Origin of the sequence: Rhizobium sp. BK098 (genome assembly GCF_014193155.1) — a bacterium.
Taxonomy (GTDB): Bacteria; Pseudomonadota; Alphaproteobacteria; order Rhizobiales; family Rhizobiaceae; genus Rhizobium.
Genome location: NZ_JACHYY010000002.1, coordinates 108,303 through 134,112 on the forward strand (window position 1 = coordinate 108,303; position 25,810 = coordinate 134,112).

The 25,810-nt window shown below is 58.8% G+C and carries 30 protein-coding genes; 1 reads left to right on the top strand and 29 read right to left on the bottom strand.

Annotated elements, in window-relative coordinates; all coding sequences use genetic code 11:
• Nucleotides 1-76: 76 nt before the first annotated feature.
• The 22 genes from rplR to rpsL form a co-directional block, all read right to left on the bottom strand.
• Nucleotides 77-439, bottom strand: coding sequence for a 50S ribosomal protein L18 (gene rplR, locus FHT73_RS05385; protein WP_004118412.1), 363 nt, complete (start codon nucleotides 437-439; stop codon nucleotides 77-79).
• Nucleotides 440-451: 12 nt separating this feature from the next.
• Nucleotides 452-985 (bottom strand): 50S ribosomal protein L6, encoded by a 534-nt coding sequence (gene rplF, locus FHT73_RS05390; protein ID WP_015339608.1) that lies wholly within the window; start codon nucleotides 983-985, stop codon nucleotides 452-454.
• A gap of 41 nt (nucleotides 986-1,026) precedes the next feature.
• A complete protein-coding gene (gene rpsH / locus FHT73_RS05395) occupies nucleotides 1,027-1,425 on the bottom strand; it encodes a 30S ribosomal protein S8 (RefSeq protein WP_015339607.1) in 399 nt (132 codons plus the stop codon).
• A 12-nt stretch (nucleotides 1,426-1,437) separates the two neighbouring features.
• Nucleotides 1,438-1,743, bottom strand: a complete 306-nt coding sequence (gene rpsN / locus FHT73_RS05400; protein ID WP_004118406.1) for a 30S ribosomal protein S14 — start codon at nucleotides 1,741-1,743, stop codon at nucleotides 1,438-1,440.
• A 33-nt stretch (nucleotides 1,744-1,776) separates the two neighbouring features.
• Nucleotides 1,777-2,334, bottom strand: a complete 558-nt coding sequence (gene rplE / locus FHT73_RS05405) for a 50S ribosomal protein L5 (RefSeq protein WP_015339606.1) — start codon at nucleotides 2,332-2,334, stop codon at nucleotides 1,777-1,779.
• Nucleotides 2,327-2,635, bottom strand: a complete 309-nt coding sequence (gene rplX, locus FHT73_RS05410) for a 50S ribosomal protein L24 (RefSeq protein ID WP_183710274.1) — start codon at nucleotides 2,633-2,635, stop codon at nucleotides 2,327-2,329. Before rplX ends, rplE begins: the two co-directional genes overlap by 8 nt.
• Nucleotides 2,636-2,646: 11 nt before the next feature.
• Nucleotides 2,647-3,015, bottom strand: a complete 369-nt coding sequence (gene rplN / locus FHT73_RS05415; protein WP_003573790.1) for a 50S ribosomal protein L14 — start codon at nucleotides 3,013-3,015, stop codon at nucleotides 2,647-2,649.
• A 225-nt stretch (nucleotides 3,016-3,240) separates the two neighbouring features.
• The gene (gene rpsQ / locus FHT73_RS05420) at nucleotides 3,241-3,480 is read right to left on the bottom strand and encodes a 30S ribosomal protein S17 (protein WP_015339604.1); all 240 of its coding nucleotides are present in this window, start codon (nucleotides 3,478-3,480) and stop codon (nucleotides 3,241-3,243) included.
• Nucleotides 3,481-3,492: 12 nt separating this feature from the next.
• Nucleotides 3,493-3,693, bottom strand: a complete 201-nt coding sequence (gene rpmC / locus FHT73_RS05425) for a 50S ribosomal protein L29 (protein WP_007690763.1) — start codon at nucleotides 3,691-3,693, stop codon at nucleotides 3,493-3,495.
• A gap of 11 nt (nucleotides 3,694-3,704) precedes the next feature.
• Nucleotides 3,705-4,118 carry a 50S ribosomal protein L16 gene (gene rplP / locus FHT73_RS05430; protein ID WP_004118395.1) on the bottom strand — a complete coding sequence of 138 codons (414 nt, stop codon included), beginning with the start codon at nucleotides 4,116-4,118 and terminating at the stop codon, nucleotides 3,705-3,707.
• Nucleotides 4,119-4,154: 36 nt separating this feature from the next.
• Nucleotides 4,155-4,880, bottom strand: a complete 726-nt coding sequence (gene rpsC, locus FHT73_RS05435; protein ID WP_004118393.1) for a 30S ribosomal protein S3 — start codon at nucleotides 4,878-4,880, stop codon at nucleotides 4,155-4,157.
• Complete coding sequence (gene rplV, locus FHT73_RS05440; protein ID WP_015339603.1) at nucleotides 4,880-5,269, bottom strand: 50S ribosomal protein L22; 390 nt, start codon at nucleotides 5,267-5,269, stop codon at nucleotides 4,880-4,882. The genes rpsC and rplV overlap by 1 nt, the downstream gene beginning before the upstream one ends.
• A gap of 2 nt (nucleotides 5,270-5,271) precedes the next feature.
• Complete coding sequence (gene rpsS / locus FHT73_RS05445) at nucleotides 5,272-5,550, bottom strand: 30S ribosomal protein S19 (protein ID WP_037199970.1); 279 nt, start codon at nucleotides 5,548-5,550, stop codon at nucleotides 5,272-5,274.
• A 15-nt stretch (nucleotides 5,551-5,565) separates the two neighbouring features.
• On the bottom strand, nucleotides 5,566-6,402 hold the full coding sequence (rplB, locus tag FHT73_RS05450; RefSeq protein WP_015339601.1) for a 50S ribosomal protein L2: 837 nt from the start codon (nucleotides 6,400-6,402) through the stop codon (nucleotides 5,566-5,568).
• A gap of 11 nt (nucleotides 6,403-6,413) precedes the next feature.
• Nucleotides 6,414-6,707 carry a 50S ribosomal protein L23 gene (locus FHT73_RS05455; RefSeq protein WP_015339600.1) on the bottom strand — a complete coding sequence of 98 codons (294 nt, stop codon included), beginning with the start codon at nucleotides 6,705-6,707 and terminating at the stop codon, nucleotides 6,414-6,416.
• The gene (rplD, locus tag FHT73_RS05460; RefSeq protein WP_112399793.1) at nucleotides 6,704-7,324 is read right to left on the bottom strand and encodes a 50S ribosomal protein L4; all 621 of its coding nucleotides are present in this window, start codon (nucleotides 7,322-7,324) and stop codon (nucleotides 6,704-6,706) included. The genes FHT73_RS05455 and rplD overlap by 4 nt, the downstream gene beginning before the upstream one ends.
• A gap of 13 nt (nucleotides 7,325-7,337) precedes the next feature.
• A complete protein-coding gene (gene rplC, locus FHT73_RS05465; protein ID WP_015339598.1) occupies nucleotides 7,338-7,979 on the bottom strand; it encodes a 50S ribosomal protein L3 in 642 nt (213 codons plus the stop codon).
• A 39-nt stretch (nucleotides 7,980-8,018) separates the two neighbouring features.
• A complete protein-coding gene (rpsJ, locus tag FHT73_RS05470) occupies nucleotides 8,019-8,327 on the bottom strand; it encodes a 30S ribosomal protein S10 (RefSeq protein ID WP_003547547.1) in 309 nt (102 codons plus the stop codon).
• 308 nt (nucleotides 8,328-8,635) lie between these two features.
• Nucleotides 8,636-9,811 carry an elongation factor Tu gene (gene tuf / locus FHT73_RS05475; RefSeq protein ID WP_015339584.1) on the bottom strand — a complete coding sequence of 392 codons (1,176 nt, stop codon included), beginning with the start codon at nucleotides 9,809-9,811 and terminating at the stop codon, nucleotides 8,636-8,638.
• A 66-nt stretch (nucleotides 9,812-9,877) separates the two neighbouring features.
• On the bottom strand, nucleotides 9,878-11,977 hold the full coding sequence (gene fusA / locus FHT73_RS05480; protein ID WP_112337467.1) for an elongation factor G: 2,100 nt from the start codon (nucleotides 11,975-11,977) through the stop codon (nucleotides 9,878-9,880).
• A 30-nt stretch (nucleotides 11,978-12,007) separates the two neighbouring features.
• On the bottom strand, nucleotides 12,008-12,478 hold the full coding sequence (rpsG, locus tag FHT73_RS05485) for a 30S ribosomal protein S7 (RefSeq protein WP_015339596.1): 471 nt from the start codon (nucleotides 12,476-12,478) through the stop codon (nucleotides 12,008-12,010).
• Between the two features lie 81 nt (nucleotides 12,479-12,559).
• A complete protein-coding gene (gene rpsL / locus FHT73_RS05490) occupies nucleotides 12,560-12,931 on the bottom strand; it encodes a 30S ribosomal protein S12 (RefSeq protein ID WP_003507760.1) in 372 nt (123 codons plus the stop codon).
• A gap of 509 nt (nucleotides 12,932-13,440) precedes the next feature.
• Between rpsL and FHT73_RS05495 the strand changes: the two genes are divergently transcribed.
• Nucleotides 13,441-13,734, top strand: a complete 294-nt coding sequence (locus FHT73_RS05495) for a hypothetical protein (protein WP_004123433.1) — start codon at nucleotides 13,441-13,443, stop codon at nucleotides 13,732-13,734.
• A gap of 115 nt (nucleotides 13,735-13,849) precedes the next feature.
• Here the strand turns inward: FHT73_RS05495 and rpoC are convergent, their stop codons facing one another.
• From rpoC to nusG, 7 genes are all read right to left on the bottom strand, one after another.
• Entirely contained in the window at nucleotides 13,850-18,058 is a 4,209-nt protein-coding gene (gene rpoC / locus FHT73_RS05500; protein WP_015339595.1) for a DNA-directed RNA polymerase subunit beta', read from the bottom strand.
• 174 nt (nucleotides 18,059-18,232) lie between these two features.
• Nucleotides 18,233-22,375 carry a DNA-directed RNA polymerase subunit beta gene (gene rpoB / locus FHT73_RS05505; protein ID WP_112610986.1) on the bottom strand — a complete coding sequence of 1,381 codons (4,143 nt, stop codon included), beginning with the start codon at nucleotides 22,373-22,375 and terminating at the stop codon, nucleotides 18,233-18,235.
• A gap of 262 nt (nucleotides 22,376-22,637) precedes the next feature.
• Nucleotides 22,638-23,021 carry a 50S ribosomal protein L7/L12 gene (gene rplL, locus FHT73_RS05510; RefSeq protein ID WP_112337470.1) on the bottom strand — a complete coding sequence of 128 codons (384 nt, stop codon included), beginning with the start codon at nucleotides 23,019-23,021 and terminating at the stop codon, nucleotides 22,638-22,640.
• A 58-nt stretch (nucleotides 23,022-23,079) separates the two neighbouring features.
• A complete protein-coding gene (gene rplJ, locus FHT73_RS05515; protein WP_004123444.1) occupies nucleotides 23,080-23,598 on the bottom strand; it encodes a 50S ribosomal protein L10 in 519 nt (172 codons plus the stop codon).
• A gap of 329 nt (nucleotides 23,599-23,927) precedes the next feature.
• Entirely contained in the window at nucleotides 23,928-24,626 is a 699-nt protein-coding gene (rplA, locus tag FHT73_RS05520) for a 50S ribosomal protein L1 (RefSeq protein ID WP_069614843.1), read from the bottom strand.
• Between the two features lie 4 nt (nucleotides 24,627-24,630).
• Nucleotides 24,631-25,062, bottom strand: coding sequence for a 50S ribosomal protein L11 (gene rplK, locus FHT73_RS05525; RefSeq protein WP_112337471.1), 432 nt, complete (start codon nucleotides 25,060-25,062; stop codon nucleotides 24,631-24,633).
• Between the two features lie 213 nt (nucleotides 25,063-25,275).
• Nucleotides 25,276-25,806: a transcription termination/antitermination protein NusG gene (gene nusG, locus FHT73_RS05530; RefSeq protein ID WP_004123460.1), complete on the bottom strand. Its 531-nt coding sequence runs from the start codon at nucleotides 25,804-25,806 to the stop codon at nucleotides 25,276-25,278.
• Nucleotides 25,807-25,810 lie beyond the last annotated feature (4 nt).

A 25,810-nucleotide genomic window follows, 5' to 3' on the forward strand; every position in this document is an offset into this window, starting at 1 on the left:
TGCCTTCCCTTGCGGGAAACCTGCGGTCCGGTGAATATCCGGCCGGCATCCTTGGGATCGCCGGCCGGAAATCTGATTAGAAGGTCAGGCCGCCTTCGCGGGCTGCTTCAGCCAAAGCCTTGATACGGCCGTGGTAGATGAAAGCGCCGCGATCGAACACGACTTCCTTCACGCCGGCCTTGGAGGCGCGCTCTGCAACGAGCTTGCCAACGAGGGCTGCGGCTGCGGTATCGGCACCGGTCTTCAGAGAACCGCGCAGATCCTTGTCGAGGGTGGAGGCAGCCGCGAGGGTCTTGCCAGCCACGTCATCGATGACCTGGGCGTAGATGTTCTTCGACGAGCGATGAACCGACAGGCGCGGACGGCCATTGGCCACCGACTTGATTTGGCGGCGCACGCGGTTGGCGCGACGCGCAAGTGCTTCTTTCCTGCTAGCCATTTCGCGTGATCCTTACTTCTTCTTGCCTTCTTTGCGGATGATCCGCTCTTCGGCATACTTAACACCCTTGCCCTTGTAGGGCTCGGGGCCGCGGTATTCGCGGATTTCAGCGGCAACCTGGCCGACCTGCTGCTTGTTGATGCCGGTGACGACGATTTCCGTCGGCTTCGGCACAGCGATCGAGATACCCTGCGGCGGCTCATAAACCACGTCGTGGCTGAAGCCGAGCGCGAGCTGCAGGTTCTTGCCCTGCATGGAGGCACGGTAGCCGACGCCGTTGATTTCGAGCTTGCGCTCGTAGCCGTCCTTAACACCCTTGAGGATGTTCTCGATCATCGTGCGGGACATGCCCCACTTTGCGCGAGCATCCTTGGAGTCGTTGAGCGGCGTCACGACGATTGCATTGTTTTCCAGCTTGAGACCGATTTCGTCGTTAGCGACGAAAAACAGTTCGCCCTTGGGGCCCTTGGCGGTCACTTTTTGGCCATCAACCGTGGCCGTGATCCCTGCAGGTACCTGAACGGGCTTCTTACCGATACGAGACATTTTTCAAACCTGTCTGTTTCGAAGGAGATGTCTGTTCGATCTTAGAAGACCGAGCAGAGAACCTCACCACCAACATTCTGTTCGCGAGCCTGGTGATCGGCCATCACACCCTTCGGAGTCGAAAGGATCGTGATGCCGAGGCCGTTCGCGACCTGCGGAATGGACTTGACCGAGACATAAACCCGGCGGCCCGGCTTAGACACACGGCCGATCTCACGGATCACCGATGCGCCTTCGTAGTACTTGAGTTCGATGTTGAGCTCAGACTTGCCGTTGCCGAAATCGACGACGGAGTAGCCACGGATGTAGCCTTCAGCCTGGAGTACATCGAGAACGCGTGCACGGAGCTTGGACGCAGGCGTCGAAACCGACGACTTGCGGCGCGAAGCGCCATTGCGGATGCGGGTGAGCATATCGCCCAAAGGATCAGTCATAGACATCTAATCTGCTCCTTACCAGCTGGACTTGACGATGCCCGGCACCTTGCCGAGATTGCCGAGTTCACGCAGCGCGATACGCGACATGCGCAGTTTGCGGTAGTAGGCGCGCGGACGGCCAGACACTTCGCAACGATTGCGAATACGGGTCTTCGATCCATCGCGCGGCAGCGATGCCAGCTTCAGAGTGGCCTTGAACCGGTCTTCGATCGAGAGAGACTGGTTCATGATGATTGCCTTGAGAGCAGCCCGCTTCGCGGCCTGGTTGGCAACCGTATTGCGGCGGCGCTTGTTCTTTTCAACTGCGCTTGTCTTCGCCATATCAGGGTTCCTTTTCTACGCTCGTCGTTACGGTTATTGACGGAACGGGAAGTTGAACTCTGTCAGAAGAGCCCGTGCTTCGTCGTCGGTCGTCGCCGTCGTGCAAACGATGATGTCCATGCCCCACATCTGATCAACCTTGTCGTAGTTGATCTCAGGGAACACAATGTGCTCCTTGATGCCCATGGCAAAATTGCCACGACCGTCAAAGCTCTTCGGGTTCAGGCCGCGGAAGTCGCGAACGCGCGGAAGCGCGATGTTGACCAGACGATCCAGGAACTCATACATGCGGGCGCCGCGCAGGGTGACCTTCGCGCCGATCGGCATATTTTCGCGGACCTTGAAGCCAGCGATGGAGTTGCGTGCGCGGGTGATGACCGGCTTCTGGCCAGCGATGGCCGCCAGGTCGGCAGCAGCAACGGTCGGCTTCTTCGAATCAGCCGTCGCTTCGCCAACACCCATGTTGATCACGATCTTGTCCAGCTTCGGGATCTGCATCTCGTTAGCGTAGGAGAACTTCTCCTGCATGGCTGCACGGATGCGAGCAACGTATTCTTTCTTGAGCCGCGGCTCGTACTTTACCTCAGCCATCGATCACTTCTCCCGAGGTCTTCGCCACGCGGACCTTCTTGCCATCTACAACCTTGAAACCGACGCGGGTCGGCTTGCCGTCCTTGTCGACGATTGCCAGGTTGGACAGGTGAAGCGAGGCTTCCTTGCTGATGATGCCGGCTTCCTGGTTCTGCGTCTGGCGCTGATGGCGCTTGATGATGTTGACGCCACGAACGACCGCACGGTCTTCCTTCGGCAGCACTTGAATGACTTCGCCGGTACGGCCCTTGTCCTTACCGGTCAATACGACAACCTTGTCGCCTTTACGGATCTTCTGCATCGCTCCGCTCCTTACAGTACTTCTGGAGCCAGCGAGATGATCTTCATGTGGTTCTTGGCGCGAAGTTCGCGCGGAACCGGTCCGAAGATGCGGGTGCCGATCGGCTCTTTCTTGTTGTCGATGAGGACTGCTGCGTTGGTATCGAAGCGGATGACGCTGCCATCCGGACGACGGATGTCCTTGGCGGTACGAACGACGACCGCCTTCATCACGTCACCCTTCTTCACACGGCCGCGCGGAATAGCTTCCTTGATCGAAACGACGATAACGTCGCCGATCGAGGCATACTTGCGCTTCGAGCCGCCCAGCACCTTGATGCACATGACACGACGTGCGCCGGAATTATCCGCCACGTCGAGGTTTGTTTGCATCTGAATCATGTCAGGTCGCCTTCTTGTTGTTACCGGAATGGTTGGGCCGATAGACCCCCTACCCCGGCTTATGGACTAGTGTCTTGTCTGATTATGCCTGGCTTCGCGACCACAAGGATCGTCTCTGCCGGCCATCAATAAAGCAAAAGAACGCCCGTTCTCGAGCGTCCTGCTTCCAAGCTCGTGCTTCATACAGATATTTCGCCCAAGCGCAAGGGCCTGAGCGAAATTCTGTTACTTGGACTGGGCGGAAATGACCGTCCAGGTCTTGTCCTTGGAGATCGGCGCGCATTCCTCGATGGAAACGACGTCGCCGGTCTTGTACTGATTGTTTTCGTCGTGAGCCTTGTACTTCTTGGAACGACGAACGGTCTTCTGGAGCAGCGGGTGAGCGAAACGACGCTCAACGCGGACAACTACCGTCTTCTCGTTCTTGTCGCTGACCACGACGCCCTGCAGAATGCGCTTCGGCATGTTATTTTTCCTTTAGGCCTTTGCTTCTGCCGCCTTCTGGCGGGCAATGGTTTTTACGCGAGCGATGTCCTTGCGGACTTCGTTGATGCGCGAGGACTTCTCGAGCTGGCCGGTCGCCTTCTGAAAGCGCAGGTTGAACTGCTCCTTCTTCAGCTTGGCAAGCTCGTCCTTGAGTTGGTCGGCGCTCAGGGCGCGAACATCTGCGGCTTTCATGAGCTTCTTCCTTACTCTGCAATGCGCTGAACGAAGCGCGTCTTGACCGAGAGCTTGGCAGCGCCGAGGCGCAGAGCCTCACGAGCGATTTCTTCGCTCACACCGTCGATCTCGAACATCATACGACCGGGCTTGACCTTGCATGCCCAGTATTCGACAGAGCCCTTACCTTTACCCATACGGACTTCGGTCGGCTTTGCGGTTACCGGAACATCCGGGAACACGCGGATCCATACACGGCCGGCGCGCTTCATATAGCGCGTGATCGCGCGGCGAGCCGCTTCGATCTCGCGAGCGTTGACGCGGTTGGGCTCTTGCGACTTCAGGCCGAATTCGCCGAACGCCAGATCAGAACCACCCTTGGCAACGCCCTTGATGCGGCCCTTGAATTGCTTGCGGTACTTCGTACGCTTTGGCTGCAACATTTTCTTATTCTCCGAACTTATCTGCCACGTACGCTATCAAGCGTTGTCGCGGCGACGGTCTCTATCGCGATCGCGGCTAGCCGGACCCTGGGCGTCGCCTTCGAGCGCGCGGCGTTCGGAGGCCATCGGATCGTGCTCAAGGATTTCGCCCTTGAAGATCCAGACCTTGATGCCGCAGATACCGAAAGCGGTTTCTGCTTCAGCCGTACCGTAGTCGATGTCGGCGCGCAGCGTGTGCAGCGGCACGCGACCTTCGCGGTACCATTCCGTACGAGCGATTTCAGCACCGCCGAGACGGCCGGCGCAGGTGATCTTGATGCCTTCGGCGCCAAGACGCATCGCGGACTGAACGGCGCGCTTCATGGCGCGACGGAAAGCAACACGGCGTTCCAGCTGCTGAGCGATCGACTGGGCAACCAGCGTCGCGTCGATTTCCGGCTTGCGAACTTCAACGATGTTGAGGTGCGTTTCGGAATTCGTCATGTCCGACAGCTTCTTGCGGAGCTTGTCGATGTCAGCGCCCTTCTTGCCGATGATCAGGCCCGGACGAGCCGAGTGGATCGTGACGCGGCACTTCTTGTGCGGACGCTCGATGACCACCTTGGAGATACCAGCCTGCTTCAATTCGTTCATAACGAACTTGCGCATCTTCAGGTCTTCGTGGAGGAGCTGGCCGTACTCGGCATTGTCCGCAAACCAGCGGCTATCCCAAGTGCGGTTGATGCCAAGACGAAAGCCGATTGGATTGATTTTCTGACCCATTATGCGGCCTCCTCTTGAGCTTCCACTTCACGAACGACGATCGTCAGGTGTGCGAACGGACGCTCGATGCGAGATGCGCGGCCACGGCCACGAGCGTGAAAACGCTTCATGACGATCGACTTGCCGACGTAAGCTTCCGCTACGACCAGCGAGTCAACGTCGAGATCGTGGTTGTTCTCTGCATTGGCGATCGCAGATTCGAGCGTCTTCTTGACGGCTCCTGCGATGCGCTTGCGCGAGAATTCCAGCTCTGCGAGCGCGCGATCAACCTTCTTGCCGCGGATCGAAGCCGCGACCAGGTTGAGCTTCTGCGGGCTGACACGGAGCGTGCGCGCAACTGCCTGCGCTTCATTGTCCTTCAGCCGGCGTTCGGTTTTTGCCTTGCCCATTGTTACTTCCTCTTCGCCTTCTTGTCCGCACCGTGACCATAATAGGTACGGGTCGGGGCGAACTCGCCGAACTTGTGTCCGACCATGTCTTCATTGACGCTGACCGGAATGTGCTTGCTGCCGTTGTAGACACCGAAGGTGAGACCAACGAACTGCGGCATGATGGTGGAGCGACGGCTCCACATCTTGATTACTTCGTTACGTCCGCCTTCACGCACCTTCTCAGCCTTCTTGAGAAGATAGCCGTCAACAAACGGACCTTTCCATACTGAACGAGCCACTTGAGACTTCCTCTCTTACTTCTTGCGCTGATGGCGCGAGCGCATAATCATCTTGTCGGTCGACTTGTTCGACCGCGTACGCTTGCCCTTGGTCGGCTTGCCCCATGGGGTCACCGGATGGCGACCACCGGAGGTGCGGCCTTCACCACCGCCGTGCGGATGGTCGACCGGGTTCATGACAACGCCGCGGTTATGCGGCTTCTTGCCACGCCAACGCGAACGACCGGCCTTACCGTCGTTGATGTTGCCGTGATCCGGGTTCGAAACCGCACCGATCGTTGCGAGGCAGGTGCCGTGCACGAGGCGCTGTTCGCCCGAGTTCAGGCGAAGGATCGCCATGCCCTGGTCACGACCGACGAGCTGAGCATAGGAACCGGCGGAGCGAGCGATCTGGCCACCCTTGCCCGGCTTCATTTCCACATTGTGGATGATGGAGCCGACCGGGATGAACTGAAGCGGCATGGTGTTGCCCGGCTTCACGTCCACTGCCTTTTCCGAAGCGATGACCTTGTCGCCCGAAGCAAGACGCTGCGGAGCGATGATGTAGGCCAGTTCGCCGTCCGTGTACTTCACCAGAGCGATGTAAGCGGTACGGTTCGGATCGTATTCGATACGCTCGACGGTTGCCTCGACGTCGAACTTGCGACGCTTGAAGTCGACCAGACGATAGCTGCGCTTGTGACCACCGCCCTGGAAACGGACGGTGATACGGCCAGTGTTGTTACGGCCACCCTTGGAGGTGAGACCTTCGGTCAGCGACTTGACCGGCTTGCCCTTGTAGAGCGAGGAGCGATCGACAATGACCAGCTGACGCTGGCTCGGGGTCGTCGGATTGAATGTTTTCAATGCCATTTTCTTATTCCTCAGAGACCGGTGGAGACGTCGATCGACTGGCCTTCGGCGAGCGTCACAACAGCCTTCTTCACGTCCTTCTGCTTGCCGACGAGACCCTTGAACCGCTTGGTCTTGCCGAGGCGCAGCAGAGTATTAACGGCCGTAACCTTGACGCCGAAGAGCGCTTCGACGGCAGCCTTGATTTCCGGCTTCGTCGCGGTCTTAGCAACGTTGAAAACAACCTGGTTATTGTCCGAAAGCAGCGTGGACTTTTCGGTGATCGCAGGAGAAACGATCACATCGTAATGGCGAAGATCCGTCACTTGAATCGCTCCTCTAGAGCTTCAACTGCAGCCTTGGACAGCACGAGCTTGCCGCGGCGCAGGATGTCGTAAACGTTGATGCCCTGAACCGGCAGAACATCGATATTCGGGATGTTCTGGGCTGCGAGCTTGAAGTTGCTGTCGAGTTCAGCACCGCCGATGAACAGAGCGTTCGTCAGGCCGAGCGTCTCGAAAGCGCCAGCGAGTGCCTTGGTCTTGGCTTCGGTAGCGACGAGATTGTCGATAACAATCACGTCTTCAGCCCTGAACTTGGCCGAGAGAGCGTGACGCAGGCCGAGGGCGCGAACCTTCTTCGGCAGATCATGCTCGTGGCTGCGGGCGACCGGGCCGTGAGCCTTACCACCGCCGCGGAACTGCGGAGCGCGAGCCGAATGGTGACGAGCGCGGCCCGTACCCTTCTGCTTGTACATCTTGGCGCCGGTGCGCGCTACGTCCGCGCGGCCCTTTGCCTGATGCGTGCCCTGCTGCTTCTTGGCAAGCTGCCAGCGAACGACGCGAGCGAGAATGTCTTCACGCGGCTCGAGGCCGAAAATCGCATCAGAAAGGGAAACCTTCCCGGCGTCTTTGCCCTCGAGGGTCTTGACGTTGAATTCCATTGGTTTGGCTCCCTTACTTCGCTGCCGACTTGACGGCGTCGCGCACGATGATCCAGGCACCCTTGGAGCCGGGAACCGCACCCTTGACCAGGATCAGACCACGATCTTCGTCGGTCGATACCACTTCAAGGTTCTGCGTCGTAACGCGCGTCTGGCCCATGTGACCAGCCATCTTCTTGTTCTTGAACACCTTGCCCGGGTCCTGGCGCGAACCGGTCGAACCGTGCGAGCGGTGCGAAACCGACACACCGTGCGTGGCGCGCAGACCGCCGAAGCCGTGACGCTTGATGGCGCCGGCAAAGCCCTTACCGATCGTCGTGCCGGTCACGTCGACGAGCTGACCCGCCGTGAAGTGACCTGCGTTGAGCTCGGTGCCGACTTCAAGCAGATTGTCTTCCGTGACACGGAATTCTGCGAGCTTGGCCTTCGGCTCTACGCTTGCAACGGCGAAATGGCCGCGAAGAGCCTTCGTCGTGTTCTTAACCTTAGCCTGGCCGGCACCGAGCTGAACTGCAGTGTAGCCATTCTTTTCAACTGTGCGCTGGGCTACGACCTGGCAGCCATCCAAACGCAATACGGTAACCGGGACATGCTCGCCGGCGTCGTTATAGACGCGGGTCATTCCCACCTTCTGTGCAATCACACCTGAACGCATCGGTTCAATCCTTCTCACTCAGCTCGAGGACCGGAGGTCTCAGAGCTTGATCTCAACATCGACACCGGCGGCGAGATCGAGCTTCATCAGCGCGTCTACCGTCTGCGGGGTCGGGTCAACGATGTCGAGGAGGCGCTTATGCGTGCGCATCTCGAACTGCTCGCGGCTCTTCTTGTCGATGTGCGGGGACCGGTTTACCGTAAACTTCTCGATACGAGTCGGAAGCGGAACGGGGCCCCGGACGCTTGCACCGGTGCGCTTCGCCGTCGACACGATCTCGCGCGTGGAAGCATCGAGAATCCGGTGATCGAACGCCTTCAGGCGAATGCGGATATTTTGGCCGTTCATTCGACGTTATCCTTGTGTTTGTTATCTCGCGTGCCTTTCGAAAAGGCACGGTTTGTTCTGTTTCCTAAGGCGGACCACCGGTTTCAAAGATCGAGAGGGACGCCGGCTACGGCATCCCTATCCACTCTTTAGGCCTTTCGGCCCACCTTATTGTTAATTTCATTGGCCACTTCGTCATCCGAAGCAGCGCGCAAATCGCGCTCGCGCGCCATTTGCAACATTTCTATGTCATAAGCAAGCGGCTAGTGCCGCTTGCATCATAATATTGTCATCGAATCGGCCACTCGGATGGAGTGGCCGTCTTCGAATTACTCGACGATGGATGCAACGATGCCAGCGCCGACGGTACGGCCGCCTTCGCGGATTGCGAAGCGAAGCTTTTCTTCCATCGCGATCGGAACGATCAGCTCAACGGCAACCGTGACGTTGTCGCCAGGCATAACCATTTCCGTGCCTTCCGGAAGCGTCACGATGCCCGTCACGTCAGTCGTACGGAAGTAGAACTGCGGACGGTAGTTCGTGAAGAACGGCGTATGACGGCCGCCTTCTTCCTTCGTCAGGATGTAGGCTTCAGCCATGAACTTCTTGTGCGGCTTCACCGAACCCGGCTTGCACAGGATCTGACCACGCTCGACGCCGTCACGGTTAACACCGCGAACCAGCGCGCCGATGTTGTCGCCGGCCTGGCCCTGGTCGAGCAGCTTGCGGAACATTTCAACGCCGGTCACCGTCGTCTTCGACGTCGGACGGATGCCGACGATCTCGACTTCTTCACCAACCTTGACGATACCGCGCTCGACGCGGCCCGTCACAACCGTACCACGGCCGGAGATCGAGAACACGTCTTCGATCGGCATCAGGAACGGCTGGTCGATCGGACGCTCAGGCGTCGGGATGTAGGCGTCAACCTGAGCCATCAGCTCGCGGATCGCATCTTCGCCGATCTTCTTGTCCGAATCTTCAAGGGCTGCAAGCGCCGAACCCTTGACGACCGGGATATCGTCGCCCGGGAAGTCGTAGGACGACAGAAGTTCGCGAACTTCAAGCTCGACGAGCTCGAGAAGCTCGGCGTCGTCAACCTGGTCGACCTTGTTCAGGAACACGACGATCGCCGGAACGCCAACCTGGCGAGCGAGCAGGATGTGCTCGCGCGTCTGCGGCATCGGGCCGTCGGCGGCAGAGCAAACCAGGATCGCGCCGTCCATCTGAGCGGCACCCGTGATCATGTTCTTGACGTAGTCGGCGTGGCCGGGGCAGTCAACGTGCGCATAGTGACGGTTCGGCGTCTCGTATTCAACGTGGGCCGTCGAGATCGTGATACCACGAGCCTTCTCTTCCGGAGCCGCGTCGATCTGGTCGTACGCCTTGAACTCGCCGAAGTACTTCGTGATCGCTGCCGTCAAGGACGTCTTGCCGTGGTCAACGTGACCGATCGTACCGATGTTAACGTGCGGCTTATTGCGCTCAAACTTACTCTTTGCCATTTTCGGCTCTCCGTTTTCCTGTCCCCTGAGGGATCAATTCTTGTTATCGGTCAATTGGTATTCCGGTCACTTCTGACCGGAATACTTTGCCTGGATTTCCTGTGCGACGTTCGACGGAACCGGCGCGTAATGATCGAAGGTCATCGTGTACTGTGCACGGCCCTGAGACATCGAGCGCAGGTTATCGACGTACTTGAACATGTTCGCCAGCGGGACATTCGCGTTGATGACAACAGCGATACCGCGGCTTTCCTGGCCCTGGATCTGGCCACGACGCGAGTTCAGGTCGCCGATGACGTCGCCGACGTAATCTTCCGGCGTCACGACTTCGACCTTCATCATCGGCTCGAGGAGCTGGGCACCAGCTTCGCGGGCTGCTTCACGGAAGCAAGCGCGGGAAGCGATTTCGAAGGCCAGAACCGACGAGTCAACATCGTGGAAGGCGCCGTCGATGAGCGTCGCCTTGACACCGAGCATCGGGAAGCCAGCCAGCGGACCAGAAGACAGGACGCTTTCGATACCCTTCTGAACACCCGGGATGTATTCCTTCGGAACAGAACCGCCGACGATCTTGGACTCGAACTTGAAATCGTCGCCGTCCGGGTTCGGTTCGAACACGATCTTGACGCGAGCGAACTGACCGGTACCACCCGACTGCTTCTTGTGGGTGTAGTCCTTTTCCGTCTGGCGTGTGATGGTTTCGCGGTAAGCAACCTGCGGCGCACCGACAGTCGCTTCAACCTTGAATTCACGACGCATGCGGTCGACGATGATGTCGAGGTGAAGTTCACCCATGCCGGCGATGATGGTCTGACCCGATTCCTGGTCCGTCTTCACGCGGAAGGACGGATCTTCAGCAGCCAGACGGTTGAGCGCGAGGCCCATCTTTTCCTGGTCGCCCTTGGTCTTCGGTTCGATCGCGATCTGGATGACCGGCTCGGGGAATTCCATGCGTTCAAGGATAACCGGCTTCAGCGGATCGCAGAGCGTATCGCCAGTCGTGGTTTCCTTGAGGCCGGCCAGAGCAACGATGTCGCCAGCAAAGGCTTCTTCGATGTCTTCACGCGAGTTCGAGTGCATCTGCAGCATACGGCCGACGCGCTCGCGCTTGTCCTTGACCGTGTTGATGACCGATGCGCCTTTTTCGAGCTTGCCGGAGTAGATGCGGGCGAAGGTGAGCGAACCGACGAAGGGGTCGTTCATGATCTTGAATGCCAGCATGGACAACGGCTCGCTGTCGTCGGCGTGACGTTCGATTTCGGCTTCCGTCTTGAAGTCGATGCCCTTGATCGCCGGAATGTCGAGCGGCGACGGCAGGTAATCGACAACGGCGTCGAGCAACGGCTGAACACCCTTGTTCTTGAAGGCGGTGCCACAGAACATCGGATGGAACTTGACGTCGATCGTGCCGCGACGGACGAGCGCGCGGATCTGATCGTTGTCAGGCAGATTGCCTTCGAGGTAGGCTTCTGTCGCGGCTTCGTCGATCTCGACAACGGTCTCGATCAGCTTTTCGCGGTATTCAGCAGCCTTGGCCTTCATGTCTTCCGGGATTTCGACGACGTCCCACTGAGCGCCGAGCGATTCGTCGCGCCAGATGAGAGCATTCATCTCGATCAGGTCGACGACGCCCTTGAATTCGGTTTCAGCACCGATCGGCAGCTGCATGACAACAGCCGTCGCGCCGAGGCGGGTCTTGATCATCTCGACCGAGCGATAGAAGTCAGCGCCGGTCTTGTCCATCTTGTTGCAGAAGATCATGCGCGGAACATGATACTTCTCAGCCTGACGCCATACGGTTTCCGTCTGTGGCTCAACGCCGGCATTGGCGTCGAGCAGAGCGATGGCACCGTCGAGAACGCGCAGCGAGCGCTCGACTTCGATGGTGAAGTCGACGTGGCCGGGGGTGTCGATGATGTTGAAGCGGCGGGTCTTGCCGTCGCGGCCCTTCCAGAAGGTGGTCGTAGCAGCGGAAGTGATCGTGATGCCACGCTCCTGCTCCTGCTCCATCCAGTCCATGGTGGCTGCGCCGTCGTGCACTTCGCCGATCTTGTGCGACTTGCCGGTGTAGTAAAGAATACGCTCGGTGGTCGTGGTCTTGCCGGCGTCGATATGCGCCATGATACCGAAATTGCGGTAGTCTTCGATTTTATATTCGCGAGCCATAATGGACTGCCTTTCCGAAACCGTTCGGGATTACCAGCGATAATGCGAGAACGCACGGTTGGCATCAGCCATCTTGTGCGTGTCTTCGCGCTTCTTGACGGCAGCGCCGCGGTTGTTGGAGGCATCGAGAAGTTCGCCGCAGAGACGATCGACCATGGTCGTCTCGTTACGCTTGCGAGCAGCGGTGATCAGCCAGCGGATGGCCAGAGCCTGACGGCGCTCAGGACGCACATCGACCGGAACCTGGTACGTAGCACCACCAACGCGGCGCGAGCGGACTTCAACGTGCGGAGCGATGTTATCCAAAGCCTGATGGAACACGCCGAGCGGCTCCTGCTTTGCCTTGCCCTGCACGGCGTCAAACGCGCCATATACGATGTTTTCAGCTACGGACTTCTTGCCGTCGAGCATGATGGCATTCATGAACTTGGTTACGACCAGATCGCCGAACTTCGGGTCCGGGTTGATCTCGCGCTTTTCTGCTCTGTGACGTCTGGACATATAACTTCTCGTCTCTCAACTTTTGCGACGCTTCACCACGCGGAGAACCTCGCGCAGCGCCGGAATATCTAAAAATCCGAATTACTTCGGACGCTTTGCACCGTACTTCGAACGGCGCTGCTTGCGGTTCTTGACACCCTGGGTATCGAGAACGCCGCGGATGATGTGGTAGCGAACACCCGGAAGGTCCTTAACGCGGCCGCCACGGATCATGACGACGGAGTGTTCCTGAAGGTTGTGACCTTCACCGGGGATGTAACCAATGACTTCGAAGCCGTTGGTCAGGCGGATCTTTGCGACCTTACGCAGAGCCGAGTTCGGCTTCTTCGGCGTCGTGGTGTAGACGCGGGTGCAAACGCCGCGCTTTTGCGGGTTCTCCTGAAGAGCGGGAACCTTGTTACGCTTTACCTGCGCCTGGCGAGGCTTGCGGATCAGCTGGTTTACGGTAGGCATTCAACCATCCCTTGTAAATCTATCTCGACACCCTTACGGGCATGACTTTCGCCGTCACCGGCACCGACACACGTTCGTCTCAATGCGCAAAACGTGGCCCGATCCGCTCTCGCAGATGGACCACAGAAAAGCAGAGGACACCAAAAGTGGCGTCGTGCGTGCAGCATTCGTGTCTTCAACGTGCGTTTAGAACCTTGTTTGAGGTGAACTCCAGGGCGCGTCGCCCCGAATAGCCATGCCTCACATGGGTTCCGATGGCGGCGGTACTACTGGTTTCCCGCCGGTTCGTCAAGGCCGGTTAAGAAATTATCTTTGTCATAAAGCCCGGAAACCCCGGCCAAACCAGCCATTTGGCGCATTGGATACGGAAATGCCGCCCCTTCCGCAAGATGGACTTTGGTATTTCGACAAAATCCCTATAAGGAATCACGGAAGAATATTTTCATCCGACGGACCCGCGCGGCAAAAAGGAATCGCCGGGTCGATTCGATACTCCCGAAGGAAGATCCATGATTACTGCGCCAGACAACGACAACAATTCAGACGGTCCCATGGTCTTCATCATCATCGGCAAGGGCTACGAGACCGATGGCGGCGAAGGCATCGACTTGCATGTCATGCTGAAAGCGCCTGACGACGATACCGCTGTGCGCGAGGCGCTGAACGCGTTGGCCGAGGAAGGCTTCATCGAGGCCGATCTCGACCAGATCGGGCTCCTGACGGATATACCGGACGAAGAGCCGCATGCCTCCGCCTACCAAGGCGCGCTCGAAGGTGAAGTCGCGATCATCCGCTTCCGCTGATTGGCCGACCGCCAGCGGAGGCGGCCTCCCCTCGCCTCATCGATTTTATCATCGCGTAAAAAGAAACCGCCCGGATCGCTCCGGGCGGTTTTGATTTTTCACATTCGCTACCGACTTATTCAGCCGGGCTGTTCTCGCTGGCGAGATCCTGCAGCATCGGCGTTGCGACGCCGGCATCCGTGCCCTTGCGGCGCTCTTCGAGGATGAGTTCGTCGCGAGCCGTAGCGATACGGCGGATCTGCGTCATGGTACCGCCCGTACCGGCCGGGATGAGGCGGCCGACGATGACGTTTTCCTTCAGGCCCTGCAGACCGTCGGTCTTACCGGCGATTGCAGCTTCGGTGAGCACCTTCGTCGTTTCCTGGAAGGATGCGGCCGAGATGAAGGACGGCGTCTGCAGCGATGCCTTGGTGATCCCAAGCAGAACCGGATCGCCATAAGCAGGCTTCTTGCCTTCTTCGATCAGGCGATCATTGTTGTCGTCCAGCTCGATACGGTCGACGTTGTCGCCGACGATGTACTGGCTGTCGCCCGCATCGGTGATTTCCACCTTCTGCAGCATCTGACGGACAATCACTTCGATGTGCTTGTCGTTGATGACAACGCCCTGCAAGCGGTAGACTTCCTGGATTTCGTTGACCAGGTAGGAAGCCAGAGCTTCCACGCCCTTGATCGCCAGGATGTCGTGCGGAGCCGGGTTACCGTCGAGGATGTAATCACCCTTTTCGATATAGTCGCCTTCCTGAAGGTGGAAGGGCTTGCCCTTCGGGATCAGGTATTCGACCGGCTCGACACCGTCTTCCGCCGGCTCGATGATGACGCGACGCTTGTTCTTGTAGTCGCGGCCGAGGCGGATCGTACCATCGATCTCTGCGATGATGGCGTGGTCCTTCGGACGACGAGCTTCGAACAGTTCGGCAACGCGCGGCAGACCACCGGTGATGTCCTTGGTCTTGGCGCTTTCCAGCGGCGAACGGGCGAGAACGTCACCCTGCGACACCTTCGTACCCGGCTCGACCGACAGGATCGCGTCGACCGAGAGAAGGAAGCGGGCTTCGCCACCACGCGACAGCTTGGCAATATTGCCGCTGGCGTCCTTGATGACGATCGCCGGCTTCAGATCGGAGCCGCGCGGCGTCGAGCGCCAGTCGATAACCTGACGCTTGGTGATACCGGTGGATTCGTCCGTCGCTTCGAGAACCGAGAGACCGTCGACGACATCTTCGAAGTGAACCGTACCGGCTACTTCCGTCATCATCGGACGGGTATAGGGGTCCCACTCCGCCAGACGCTGACCGCGCTTCACCTTGTCGCCGTCGTCGACATACAGCTTCGAGCCATAAGCGACGCGCTGCGAGGAGCGTTCGACACCACGTTCGTCCAGGATCTGGACCGTCATGTTGCGGCCCATGGCAACCAGGTTGCCGTCGGAGTTGCGCAACATGTTGCGGTTCTTGATCTGAACCGTGCCTTCATACGAAGCTTCCAGGAACGACTGGTCGACCACGGTCGCCGTGCCGCCCAAGTGGAAGGTACGCATGGTCAGCTGGGTGCCCGGCTCACCGATCGACTGAGCGGCGATGACGCCGACAGCTTCGCCGATGTTGACAGGCGTACCGCGAGCAAGGTCACGACCGTAGCAGACCGAGCATACGCCCGTCTGGATTTCGCAGGTCAGGGCCGAACGGATGCGGATCGACTGGATACCAGCCTTCTCGATCTCGATGACATCCGGTTCCAGGATCATCTTGCCGGCGTCGACGATGCGCTCACCCGTGACCGGATGATCGATGTCGTCCAGGGCCGTACGGCCGAGGATGCGGGCGCCGAGCGAGGCGACGACCTGACCGGCATCGACGATGGCGGTCATGGTGAGGCCGTTTTCGGTACCGCAATCGACGTGCGTGACGATGCAATCCTGCGCGACGTCGACGAGACGGCGGGTCAGGTAACCGGAGTTCGCGGTCTTCAAGGCGGTGTCGGCCAGACCCTTACGGGCACCGTGCGTCGAGTTGAAGTACTCGTTAACGGTTAGGCCTTCCTTGAAGTTCGAGATGATCGGCGTCTCGATGATTTCGCCCGACGGCTTGGCCATGAGGCCGCGCATGCCGCCCAGCTGGCGCATCTGGTTCGGCGAACCACGGGCACCAGAGTGGCTCATCATGTAGATCGAGTTCATCGGCTTCTGGCGACCGGTCTTCTCGTCGAATTCAACGGCCTTAATGCGGGCCATCATTTCTTCGGCGACCTTCTCCGTGGCCTTACCCCAGGCGTCGACAACCTTGTTGTACTTTTCGCCCTGGGTGATGAGACCGTCGTTGTACTGCTGCTCGTATTCCTTCACGAGCGCTTCAGTATCGCCGACGATCTTAACCTTGGTATCCGGAATGACCATGTCGTCCTTGCCGAACGAAATGCCGGCGCGGCAGGCATGCGAGAAGCCGAGCTGCATGATGCGGTCGCAGAAAATGACCGTGTCCTTCTGGCCGCAATGGCGGTAGACCGTGTCGATCATCTTGGAGATGTTCTTCTTGGTCATTTCCTGGTTGCAGATGTCGAAGGTCACCTTGCCATGCTTCGGCAGGAGTTCACCGATCAGCAGACGGCCGGGGGTCGTTTCATAGATCTTCGAATAGGGCTTGCCATCTTCGCCGATCGACTTGAAGCGGCCACGGATCTTCGAGTGCAGCGTCACGACCTTGTTTTCAAGCGCGTGATGCAGCTCACCGAGATCCGAGAAGGCCATGCCTTCGCCCGGTTCGTTCTGGTTCAGGATCGACAGATAGTACAGGCCGAGAACCATGTCCTGCGAGGGAACGATGATCGGCGCGCCGTTTGCCGGGTGCAGAATGTTGTTGGTCGACATCATCAGCACGCGGGCTTCCAGCTGGGCTTCCAGCGAGAGCGGCACGTGAACGGCCATCTGGTCACCGTCGAAGTCGGCATTGAAGGCCGTGCAGACGAGCGGGTGCAGCTGGATGGCCTTGCCTTCGACCAGAGTGGGTTCGAAGGCCTGGATGCCCAGGCGGTGCAGCGTCGGTGCGCGGTTCAGGAGAACCGGATGCTCGCGGATGACCTCGTCCAGGATATCCCAGACTTCCGGCTTTTCCTTTTCGACCAGCTTCTTGGCCTGCTTGACGGTCGAGGAGTAACCCTTCGCGTCGAGGCGGGCATAGATGAACGGCTTGAACAGCTCGAGCGCCATCTTCTTCGGCAGACCGCACTGGTGCAGCTTGAGTTCCGGACCGGTCACGATAACCGAACGGCCGGAATAGTCGACGCGCTTGCCAAGCAGGTTCTGGCGGAAGCGGCCCTGCTTGCCCTTGAGCATGTCGGACAGCGACTTCAACGGACGCTTGTTGGCGCCGGTGATGACGCGGCCACGACGGCCGTTGTCGAACAGCGCATCGACAGATTCCTGCAGCATGCGCTTTTCGTTGCGGATGATGATGCCCGGAGCGCGCAGTTCGATGAGGCGCTTCAGACGGTTGTTACGGTTGATGACGCGGCGATACAGATCGTTCAGATCCGATGTCGCGAAACGGCCGCCATCCAGCGGAACCAGCGGGCGCAGGTCCGGCGGGATGACCGGGACGACCTTCATGATCATCCATTCCGGACGGTTGCCTGACTCCATGAAGTTCTCGACGATCTTCAGGCGCTTCATCAGCTTCTTCTGCTTGAGATCCGACGTGGTGTCGGCAAGCTCGGAACGCAGGTCGCCGGCGATCTTTTCGAGGTTCATGCTGGCCAGCATCTCGTAGATCGCTTCAGCGCCGATCATGGCGGTGAACTGGTCTTCGCCATATTCGTCGACTGCGAGCATATACTCTTCTTCCGAGAGAAGCTGGTGCTCCTTAAGAGCAGTCAGGCCCGGCTCGGTGACGATGTAGTTTTCGAAGTAGAGCACGCGCTCCACATCCTTCAGCGTCATGTCGAGCAGCGTCGAAATGCGCGAAGGCAGCGACTTCAGGAACCAGATGTGGGCAACGGGAGCGGCGAGCTCGATATGGCCCATGCGCTCACGGCGAACGCGCGACAGCGTGACTTCGACGCCGCACTTTTCGCAGATGATGCCCTTGTACTTCATGCGCTTGTACTTGCCGCACAAGCATTCGTAGTCCTTGATCGGTCCAAAGATTCGTGCGCAGAAAAGACCATCGCGTTCCGGCTTGAACGTACGATAGTTGATCGTTTCCGGCTTCTTGATCTCGCCATAAGACCAGGAAAGAATCTTCTCCGGCGACGCAATCGAAATCCGGATGGAATCGAAATTCTGCGCAGGCACCTGCGGATTGAAAAGATTCATGACCTCTTGGTTCATGCCTATCTCCTTTAGGGGCGAAACGCCCTCGAATTGCGAACAGTGCCGGCAAATCCCGGGAACCGGACTGACGCTTTAAAACCGCCTTGCGGCGCCATGCATCCGAAGGGACGCCAACGGCGCTGCAATATTCCAAGCGGTGCGCGCTGACTGGCAGCGCGCACCCGCAGGCTATTACTCGGCTGCGTCCGGAAGCTGGCTTGCCGTCTGCAGATCGTCGACCTTGGAGTTTTCCAGTTCGACGCTGAGGCCCAGCGAGCGCATTTCCTTGACGAGAACGTTGAAGCTTTCCGGAATGCCCGCCTCGAAGGTGTCGTCGCCACGAACGATGGCTTCGTAGACCTTGGTGCGGCCGGCCACGTCGTCCGACTTGACCGTGAGCATTTCCTGCAGCGTGTAGGCTGCACCGTAAGCTTCGAGCGCCCAGACTTCCATTTCGCCGAAGCGCTGGCCGCCGAACTGCGCCTTACCGCCCAGCGGCTGCTGGGTAACGAGCGAGTACGGACCGATCGAACGGGCGTGGATCTTGTCGTCGACAAGGTGGTTCAGCTTCAGCATGTAGATGTAGCCAACCGTGACCTGGCGGTCGAACTGCTCGCCGGTACGACCGTCGTACAGCGTCGACTGACCGGTCTGCTTGAGACCCGCCATTGCCAGCATGTGGTTGACGTCAGCTTCGCCAGCGCCGTCGAAGACCGGGGTCGCGATGGACACACCACGCTTCCATTGATCGGCCAGACGCAGCACCGACGCATCGTCATACTCGTGAACGTCGTCGCTCTTCGGACCGTCGCCAACGACCAGATCGATCGTCTTGCGCAGAGGTTCGATGTTGCCGCTCGCCTTGTAGGCTTCGATCAGTTCGCCGATCTGACGACCCATGCCGGCGCAAGCCCAGCCAAGGTGCGTTTCGAGAATCTGACCGACGTTCATACGCGAGGGAACGCCCAGCGGGTTCAGCACGATATCGACATGCGTACCGTCTTCCAGGAACGGCATGTCCTCGACCGGAACAATGCGTGAGACCACGCCCTTGTTCCCGTGACGGCCTGCCATCTTGTCGCCCGGCTGGATCTTGCGCTTCACAGCGACGAAGACCTTGACCATCTTCATGACGCCCGGAGGCATTTCGTCGCCGCGCTGGACCTTTTCGACCTTGTCCATGAAGCGCTGTTCGAGACGCGACTTGGATTCGTCGTACTGGCCACGCAGGGCTTCGAGCTCGCTCTGGACCTTTTCGTCCTCGACGGCAAACATCCACCACTGCGAACGCGGATACTCGGAAACGACGGCGTTCGACAGTTCCGTGCCCTTCTTGAAGCCCTTCGGACCAGCAAGAGCAACCTGACCGCGCAGCATCTCGACCAGACGGCCGTAGACGTTACGGTCGAGGATCGCCTGTTCGTCGTCGCGGTCCTTGGCAAGGCGTTCGATCTCTTCGCGCTCGATCGCCATGGCACGTTCGTCCTTTTCGACGCCGTGACGGTTGAAGACGCGAACTTCGACGACCGTACCGTAGGTGCCGGGCGGCATGCGCATGGAGGTATCGCGAACGTCCGATGCCTTTTCACCGAAAATGGCGCGCAGGAGCTTTTCTTCCGGCGTCATCGGGCTTTCACCCTTCGGCGTGATCTTGCCGACGAGGATATCGCCCGGCTGAACTTCGGCGCCGATGTAAACGATGCCGGCTTCGTCCAGGTTCTTCAGCGCTTCTTCCGAAACGTTCGGAATGTCGCGGGTGATTTCTTCCGGACCGAGCTTGGTGTCGCGCGCCATCACCTCGAATTCTTCGATGTGGATGGAGGTGAACACGTCGTCGGCAACGATACGCTCGGAGAGCAGGATCGAGTCTTCGTAGTTATAGCCGTTCCACGGCATGAACGCGACGAGCACGTTGCGGCCAAGAGCCAGATCGCCGAGGTCGGTCGACGGACCGTCTGCCAGGATGTCGCCCTTGTTGACCACGTCACCGACGGTGACCAGCGGACGCTGGTTGACGCAGGTGTTCTGGTTCGAACGCTGGAACTTCATCAGGCGGTAGATATCGACGCCGGACTTCGACGGATCGAGGTCTTCGGTGGCGCGGATAACGATACGCGTTGCGTCGACCTGGTCGACCACGCCGCCGCGGCGGGCGCCGATGGCAGCACCGGAGTCACGCGCGACAACCGGCTCCATGCCGGTGCCGACGAACGGAGCTTCGGCACGCAGAAGCGGCACGGCCTGACGCTGCATGTTCGAGCCCATGAGAGCGCGGTTGGCGTCGTCGTTTTCCAGGAACGGGATCAGAGCGGCAGCGACCGAAACCAGCTGCTTCGGCGAGACGTCCATCAGGTTGATGTTGTCGCGCGGAGCGAGCATGACTTCGCCGGCATGACGGCAAACGACGAATTCCTCGATGAAGGAGCCGTCGGCGTCGAGCTCGGCATTGGCCTGAGCAACGTAGTACTTCGCCTCTTCCATGGCGGAGAGGTAGAGCACGTCGTTGGTCACCTTACCGTCGATGATACGCCGATAAGGGCTTTCGATGAAGCCGTACTTGTTGACGCGGGCAAAGGTCGCCAGCGAGTTGATAAGACCGATGTTCGGACCTTCCGGCGTTTCGATCGGGCAAATACGACCGTAGTGCGTCGGATGAACGTCACGGACTTCGAAGCCGGCGCGCTCGCGGGTCAGACCGCCCGGACCGAGAGCCGAAAGACGGCGCTTGTGGGTGATTTCCGAAAGCGGGTTCACCTGGTCCATGAACTGCGACAGCTGCGAGGAGCCGAAGAATTCGCGGACGGCAGCAGCAGCCGGCTTTGCGTTGATCAAGTCCTGCGGCATGACGGTGTCGATTTCGATCGAGGACATACGTTCCTTGATCGCACGCTCCATGCGCAGCAGACCCAGACGATACTGATTTTCCATCAGCTCGCCGACCGAACGGACGCGGCGGTTGCCGAGGTTGTCGATGTCGTCGATCTCGCCCTTGCCGTCACGCAGCTCGACAAGCATCTTGACTACGGCCAAGATGTCGTCCTTGCGCAGGATGCGAACGGTGTCTTCGACATCGAGGTCGAGGCGCATGTTCATCTTCACGCGGCCGACGGCGGAGAGATCGTAACGCTCCGCATCGAAGAACAGCGAGTTGAACATGGCTTCGGCCGATTCCATGGTCGGTGGCTCACCCGGACGCATGACGCGGTAGATGTCGAACAGAGCGTCCTGGCGGTTCTCGTTCTTGTCAGCCGACAGCGTATTACGGATGTAGGCGCCGACATTGATGTGGTCGATGCCGAGGATCGGGATCTCGTCGAAGCCGGCCTTCAGGATAACAGGCAGGGTCTTCTCGTCGATTTCGTCGCCGGCTTCGAGATAGATCTCGCCGGTCTGGAAGTTGACGATGTCTTCCGCCAGGAACAGGCCGTACAGCTCTTCGTCGGTCGCCTTCAGAGCCTTGAGACCCTTGTCCTGCAACTGACGCAGCAGGCGCGGCGTGAGCTTCTTGCCGCCTTCGACCACGACTTCGCCGGTGTCGGCGTCGATCATGTCTGTAACGGTCTTGGCGCCCTTCAGCGTTTCCGCCTTGAAGGGGATGCGCCAGCCATCGCCGGAGCGCTCATAAAGCGACTTCGTGTAGAACGTCGACAGGATTTCTTCGCCGTCCATGCCGAGTGCCATCAGCAGCGACGTCACCGGAATCTTGCGGCGACGGTCGATACGGGCGTAGACGATGTCCTTGGCGTCGAATTCGATGTCAAGCCAGGAACCGCGATACGGAATGACGCGAGCGGCAAAGAGCAGCTTGCCGGAAGAATGGCTCTTGCCCTTGTCGTGATCGAAGAAGACGCCCGGTGAACGGTGCATCTGCGACACAATCACGCGCTCGGTGCCGTTCACGATGAACGTACCGTTGTTCGTCATGAGCGGCATGTCGCCCATGTAGACGCTTTGTTCCTTGATGTCCTTGATGGACTTCGCGCCCGTATCCTCGTCGATATCGAACACGATCAGACGGAGGGTCACCTTCAGCGGCGCTGCATAGGTCAGGTCGCGCTGGCGGCACTCGTCGACGTCGAACTTCGGCGGCTCGAATTCATAGGAAACGAACTCCAGCATAGAAGCGCCGGAGAAGTCGGTGATCGGGAAAACCGACTTGAAGACGGCCTGAAGACCTTCGTCCGGGCGGCCGCCCTTGGGTTCTTCGACCATGAGAAACTGATCGTAGGACGCCTTTTGAACCTCGATGAGGTTCGGCATCTCTGCGACTTCGGGAATCTTACCAAAAAACTTGCGTACGCGCCTGCGACCGTTGAACGAAAGGGTCTGAGCCATCGTCGCTCCTTTAAAATCCTGCACCCGGGCCTGCAACGGACGGGAATCGCTGGCCAGGCGACCCCATCAATCAATGAGTAGTTCAATCTCGTCTATCTAACCGAAAACCGCTCAGCCGGATTGCGTCGCGGTTCGGTTTGAGACCATCCTCTTGAAGAACCCATTACCCAAAAGCCGTTTTGCCCGCGGCTTTTGGGTAATTCGTTCAGAAAAACGGCAAATGGGAGGTAGCAAAAAGCCACCTCCCAAAGCAGTTTCAAGCTTACTTAACGTCGACCTTAGCGCCGGCGTCTTCGAGCTTCTTCTTGATGTCAGCAGCTTCAGCCTTGGAAACAGCTTCCTTGACAGCCTTCGGAGCGGCTTCAACGAGATCCTTGGCTTCCTTGAGGCCCAGGCCGGTGATGGCGCGGACTTCCTTGATGACGTTGATCTTGTTCGCGCCGGCATCCGTGAGGATGACGTCGAACTCGGTCTTTTCTTCTTCAGCAGCTGCAGCAGCGCCGCCAGCACCACCGGCAACGGCAGCAACAGCTACCGGAGCAGCGGCGGAAACGCCCCACTTTTCTTCGAGAAGCTTGGACAGTTCTGCGGCTTCGAGAACGGTCAGCGAGGAGAGGTCGTCTACGATCTTTGCGAGATCAGCCATTTTTGTAGTTCCTTTTGTTCGGTTCGAACTGGTTGGTTATGAACAGCGAAAAACCGCCTTACGCGGCTTCGTCCTTCTTGGCGTAGGCCGAGAACACGCGAGCAAGCTGACTTGCCGGCGCTGCAACAACACCTGCGATGCGGGTAGCCGGAGTCTGGATCATGCCCAGCAGCTTCGCGCGCAGCTCGTCCAGCGAAGGCAGGGTCGCGAGCGACTTTACACCTTCGGCGTTGAGCGTTGTTGTTCCCATGGCGCCGCCCAAGACAACGATCTTGTCGTTGCCCTTGGCGAAATCCACGACGACCTTCGGAGCGGTAATCGGATCAGTGCTGTATGCGATCAGCGTCTGACCGGTGAAGAGATTGGAAATCCCTTCCGCATCCGTGCCCTGAAGAGCAATTTTGGCCAGGCGGTTCTTCGCGACTTTGACGGTGCCGCCAGCAGCGCGCATCTTGGAACGAAAATCGTTCATCTGAGCGACTGTAGCACCAGCATAGTGGGCCACGACAACCGAACCAGAAGCCTTGAAGACTTCGTTCAGTTCCGTGACGAATTCGCGTTTTTCCGCTCTTTCCACTGCTTTTCTCCAGTTGACAGGACCGGATTAACGGGCCTGCCGGGTTGCCTTTTGCCTCCTGGGATCAATGAGATCCCAAGCGACGCTTGAGGATCCTGTCCCCTCGCGCTCGAGCCTGACGGCTCCAAGGCACAAGGCATCCAAGGCTCGAACCGAGTTCATCGAAGCAAAGCTTCTTCAAAATTCGGGTCTTACCCGTCTCATGCAGGCTTGAGTGATTAAGGGATAACCACCTGCAATCTCGGACAGGAATTCCGGATTTCTCCGGAAATCCCGGCCCCGAAGGGCCGGGAATTCTTAAACGCCGGGCACAACGCCCGGCATAATCATTAGGCGCTCGGCGCCGTAACCGTCGACGGCTCGATCTTGACACCCGGACCCATGGTCGAGGAGATCGCTACGCGCTTGACATAGTTGCCCTTGGCACCAGCCGGCTTCGCCTTGATGACCGCATCAGCGAATGCGCGGATGTTTTCTTCCAGAGCCTTGGCGTCGAACGAAGCCTTGCCGATACCGGCATGGACGATGCCAGCCTTCTCGACGCGGAACTCGACAGCGCCGCCCTTGGAAGCTTCGACGGCACCCTTGACGTCCATCGTAACAGTGCCAACCTTCGGGTTCGGCATCATGCCGCGCGGGCCGAGAACCTTACCGAGACGGCCGACGAGCGGCATCATGTCCGGGGTGGCGATGCAGCGATCGAAATCGATCTTGCCGCCCTGAACGATTTCAACCAGGTCTTCAGCACCGACGACGTCTGCGCCAGCAGCCTTGGCTTCATCAGCCTTGGCGCCGCGAGCGAAGACGGCAACGCGAACCGTACGGCCGGTGCCGTTCGGCAGGTTAACAACGCCGCGAACCATCTGGTCGGCGTGACGCGGGTCAACGCCGAGGTTCATCGAGATTTCGACGGTTTCGTCGAACTTGGCGACGGCACGTTCCTTGACCATGTTGATGGCCAGATCCAGAGCATAAAGCTTGGTCGGATCAACGCCTTCACGAATCTTCTGAATACGCTTTGCTACCATGATCTTAGCCCACCACTTCCAGGCCCATCGCGCGGGCAGAGCCCTCGATCATGGCCATTGCGCCTTCGATATCGGCCGCATTCAGGTCCTTCATCTTGGCTTCGGCGATCGACTTGATCTGAGCCTTGGTGAGCGAACCAGCCTTGGAACCCTTACCCGGGGTCTTCGAACCGGACTGGATCTTGGCTTCCTTCTTCAGGAAGTAGCTGACCGGCGGCTGCTTCATGATGAAGGTGAAGGACTTGTCCTGGTAGTAGGTGATGACGACCGGGATCGGCATACCCTTTTCCATTTCCTGCGTGGCGGCATTGAACGCCTTGCAGAATTCCATAATGTTAATGCCACGCTGACCAAGCGCAGGACCGATCGGCGGCGACGGATTCGCCGAGCCGGCCTTGACCTGCAGCTTGAGCTGGCCTGCAACTTTCTTAGCCATTTCTCTCTGCCTTTCTATATGACCGGTCGCCCGGCCCACTATGCCGGATCGCTCCGGCGGCTGCGGTTGCGTGGTGCGGATCACCAGGCCCGGCTAAGACCCTACCCTTCCACGCGGATTGCGGCTTGGCCGCGAGATATAAGCAAGCATTTGCTTATATCCAAACTCGAACGAAAGGCTAGCCGCCAGGCCAACCTTTCGTAGAAATCGCAATCAGACCTTCTCGACCTGGCTGTATTCCAGCTCGACCGGCGTAGCACGGCCGAAAATCGACACTTCCACCTTCAGGCGCGAACGCTCTTCGTCCACATCCTGAACCGTGCCGTTGAACGAAGCGAACGGGCCATCGGAGACGCGGACCTGCTCGCCGATCTCGAAGGATACGGAAGCCTTCGGCCGCTCGACGCCTTCCTGGACCTGACCGAGAATACGCTCGGCTTCATAATCCGGAATCGGAACGGGCTTATTGTCGGAGCCGAGGAAACCAGTGACCTTCGGCGTATTCTTGATCAGGTGGTAAGCTTCATCCGTCAGGTTGGCGCGCACAAGCACGTAACCCGGGAAGAACTTGCGCTCGCTATCAACCTTGCGGCCGCGACGAACTTCAACAACCTTTTCGGTTGGCACAAGAATCTTTTCGAACAGATGCTCGAGACCCTTCTGCCTGGCCTTCTCCTCAATGGATTCAGCCACCTTCTTTTCGAAATTAGAATAAGCGTGGACGATGTACCAACGTGCCGCCATGTTC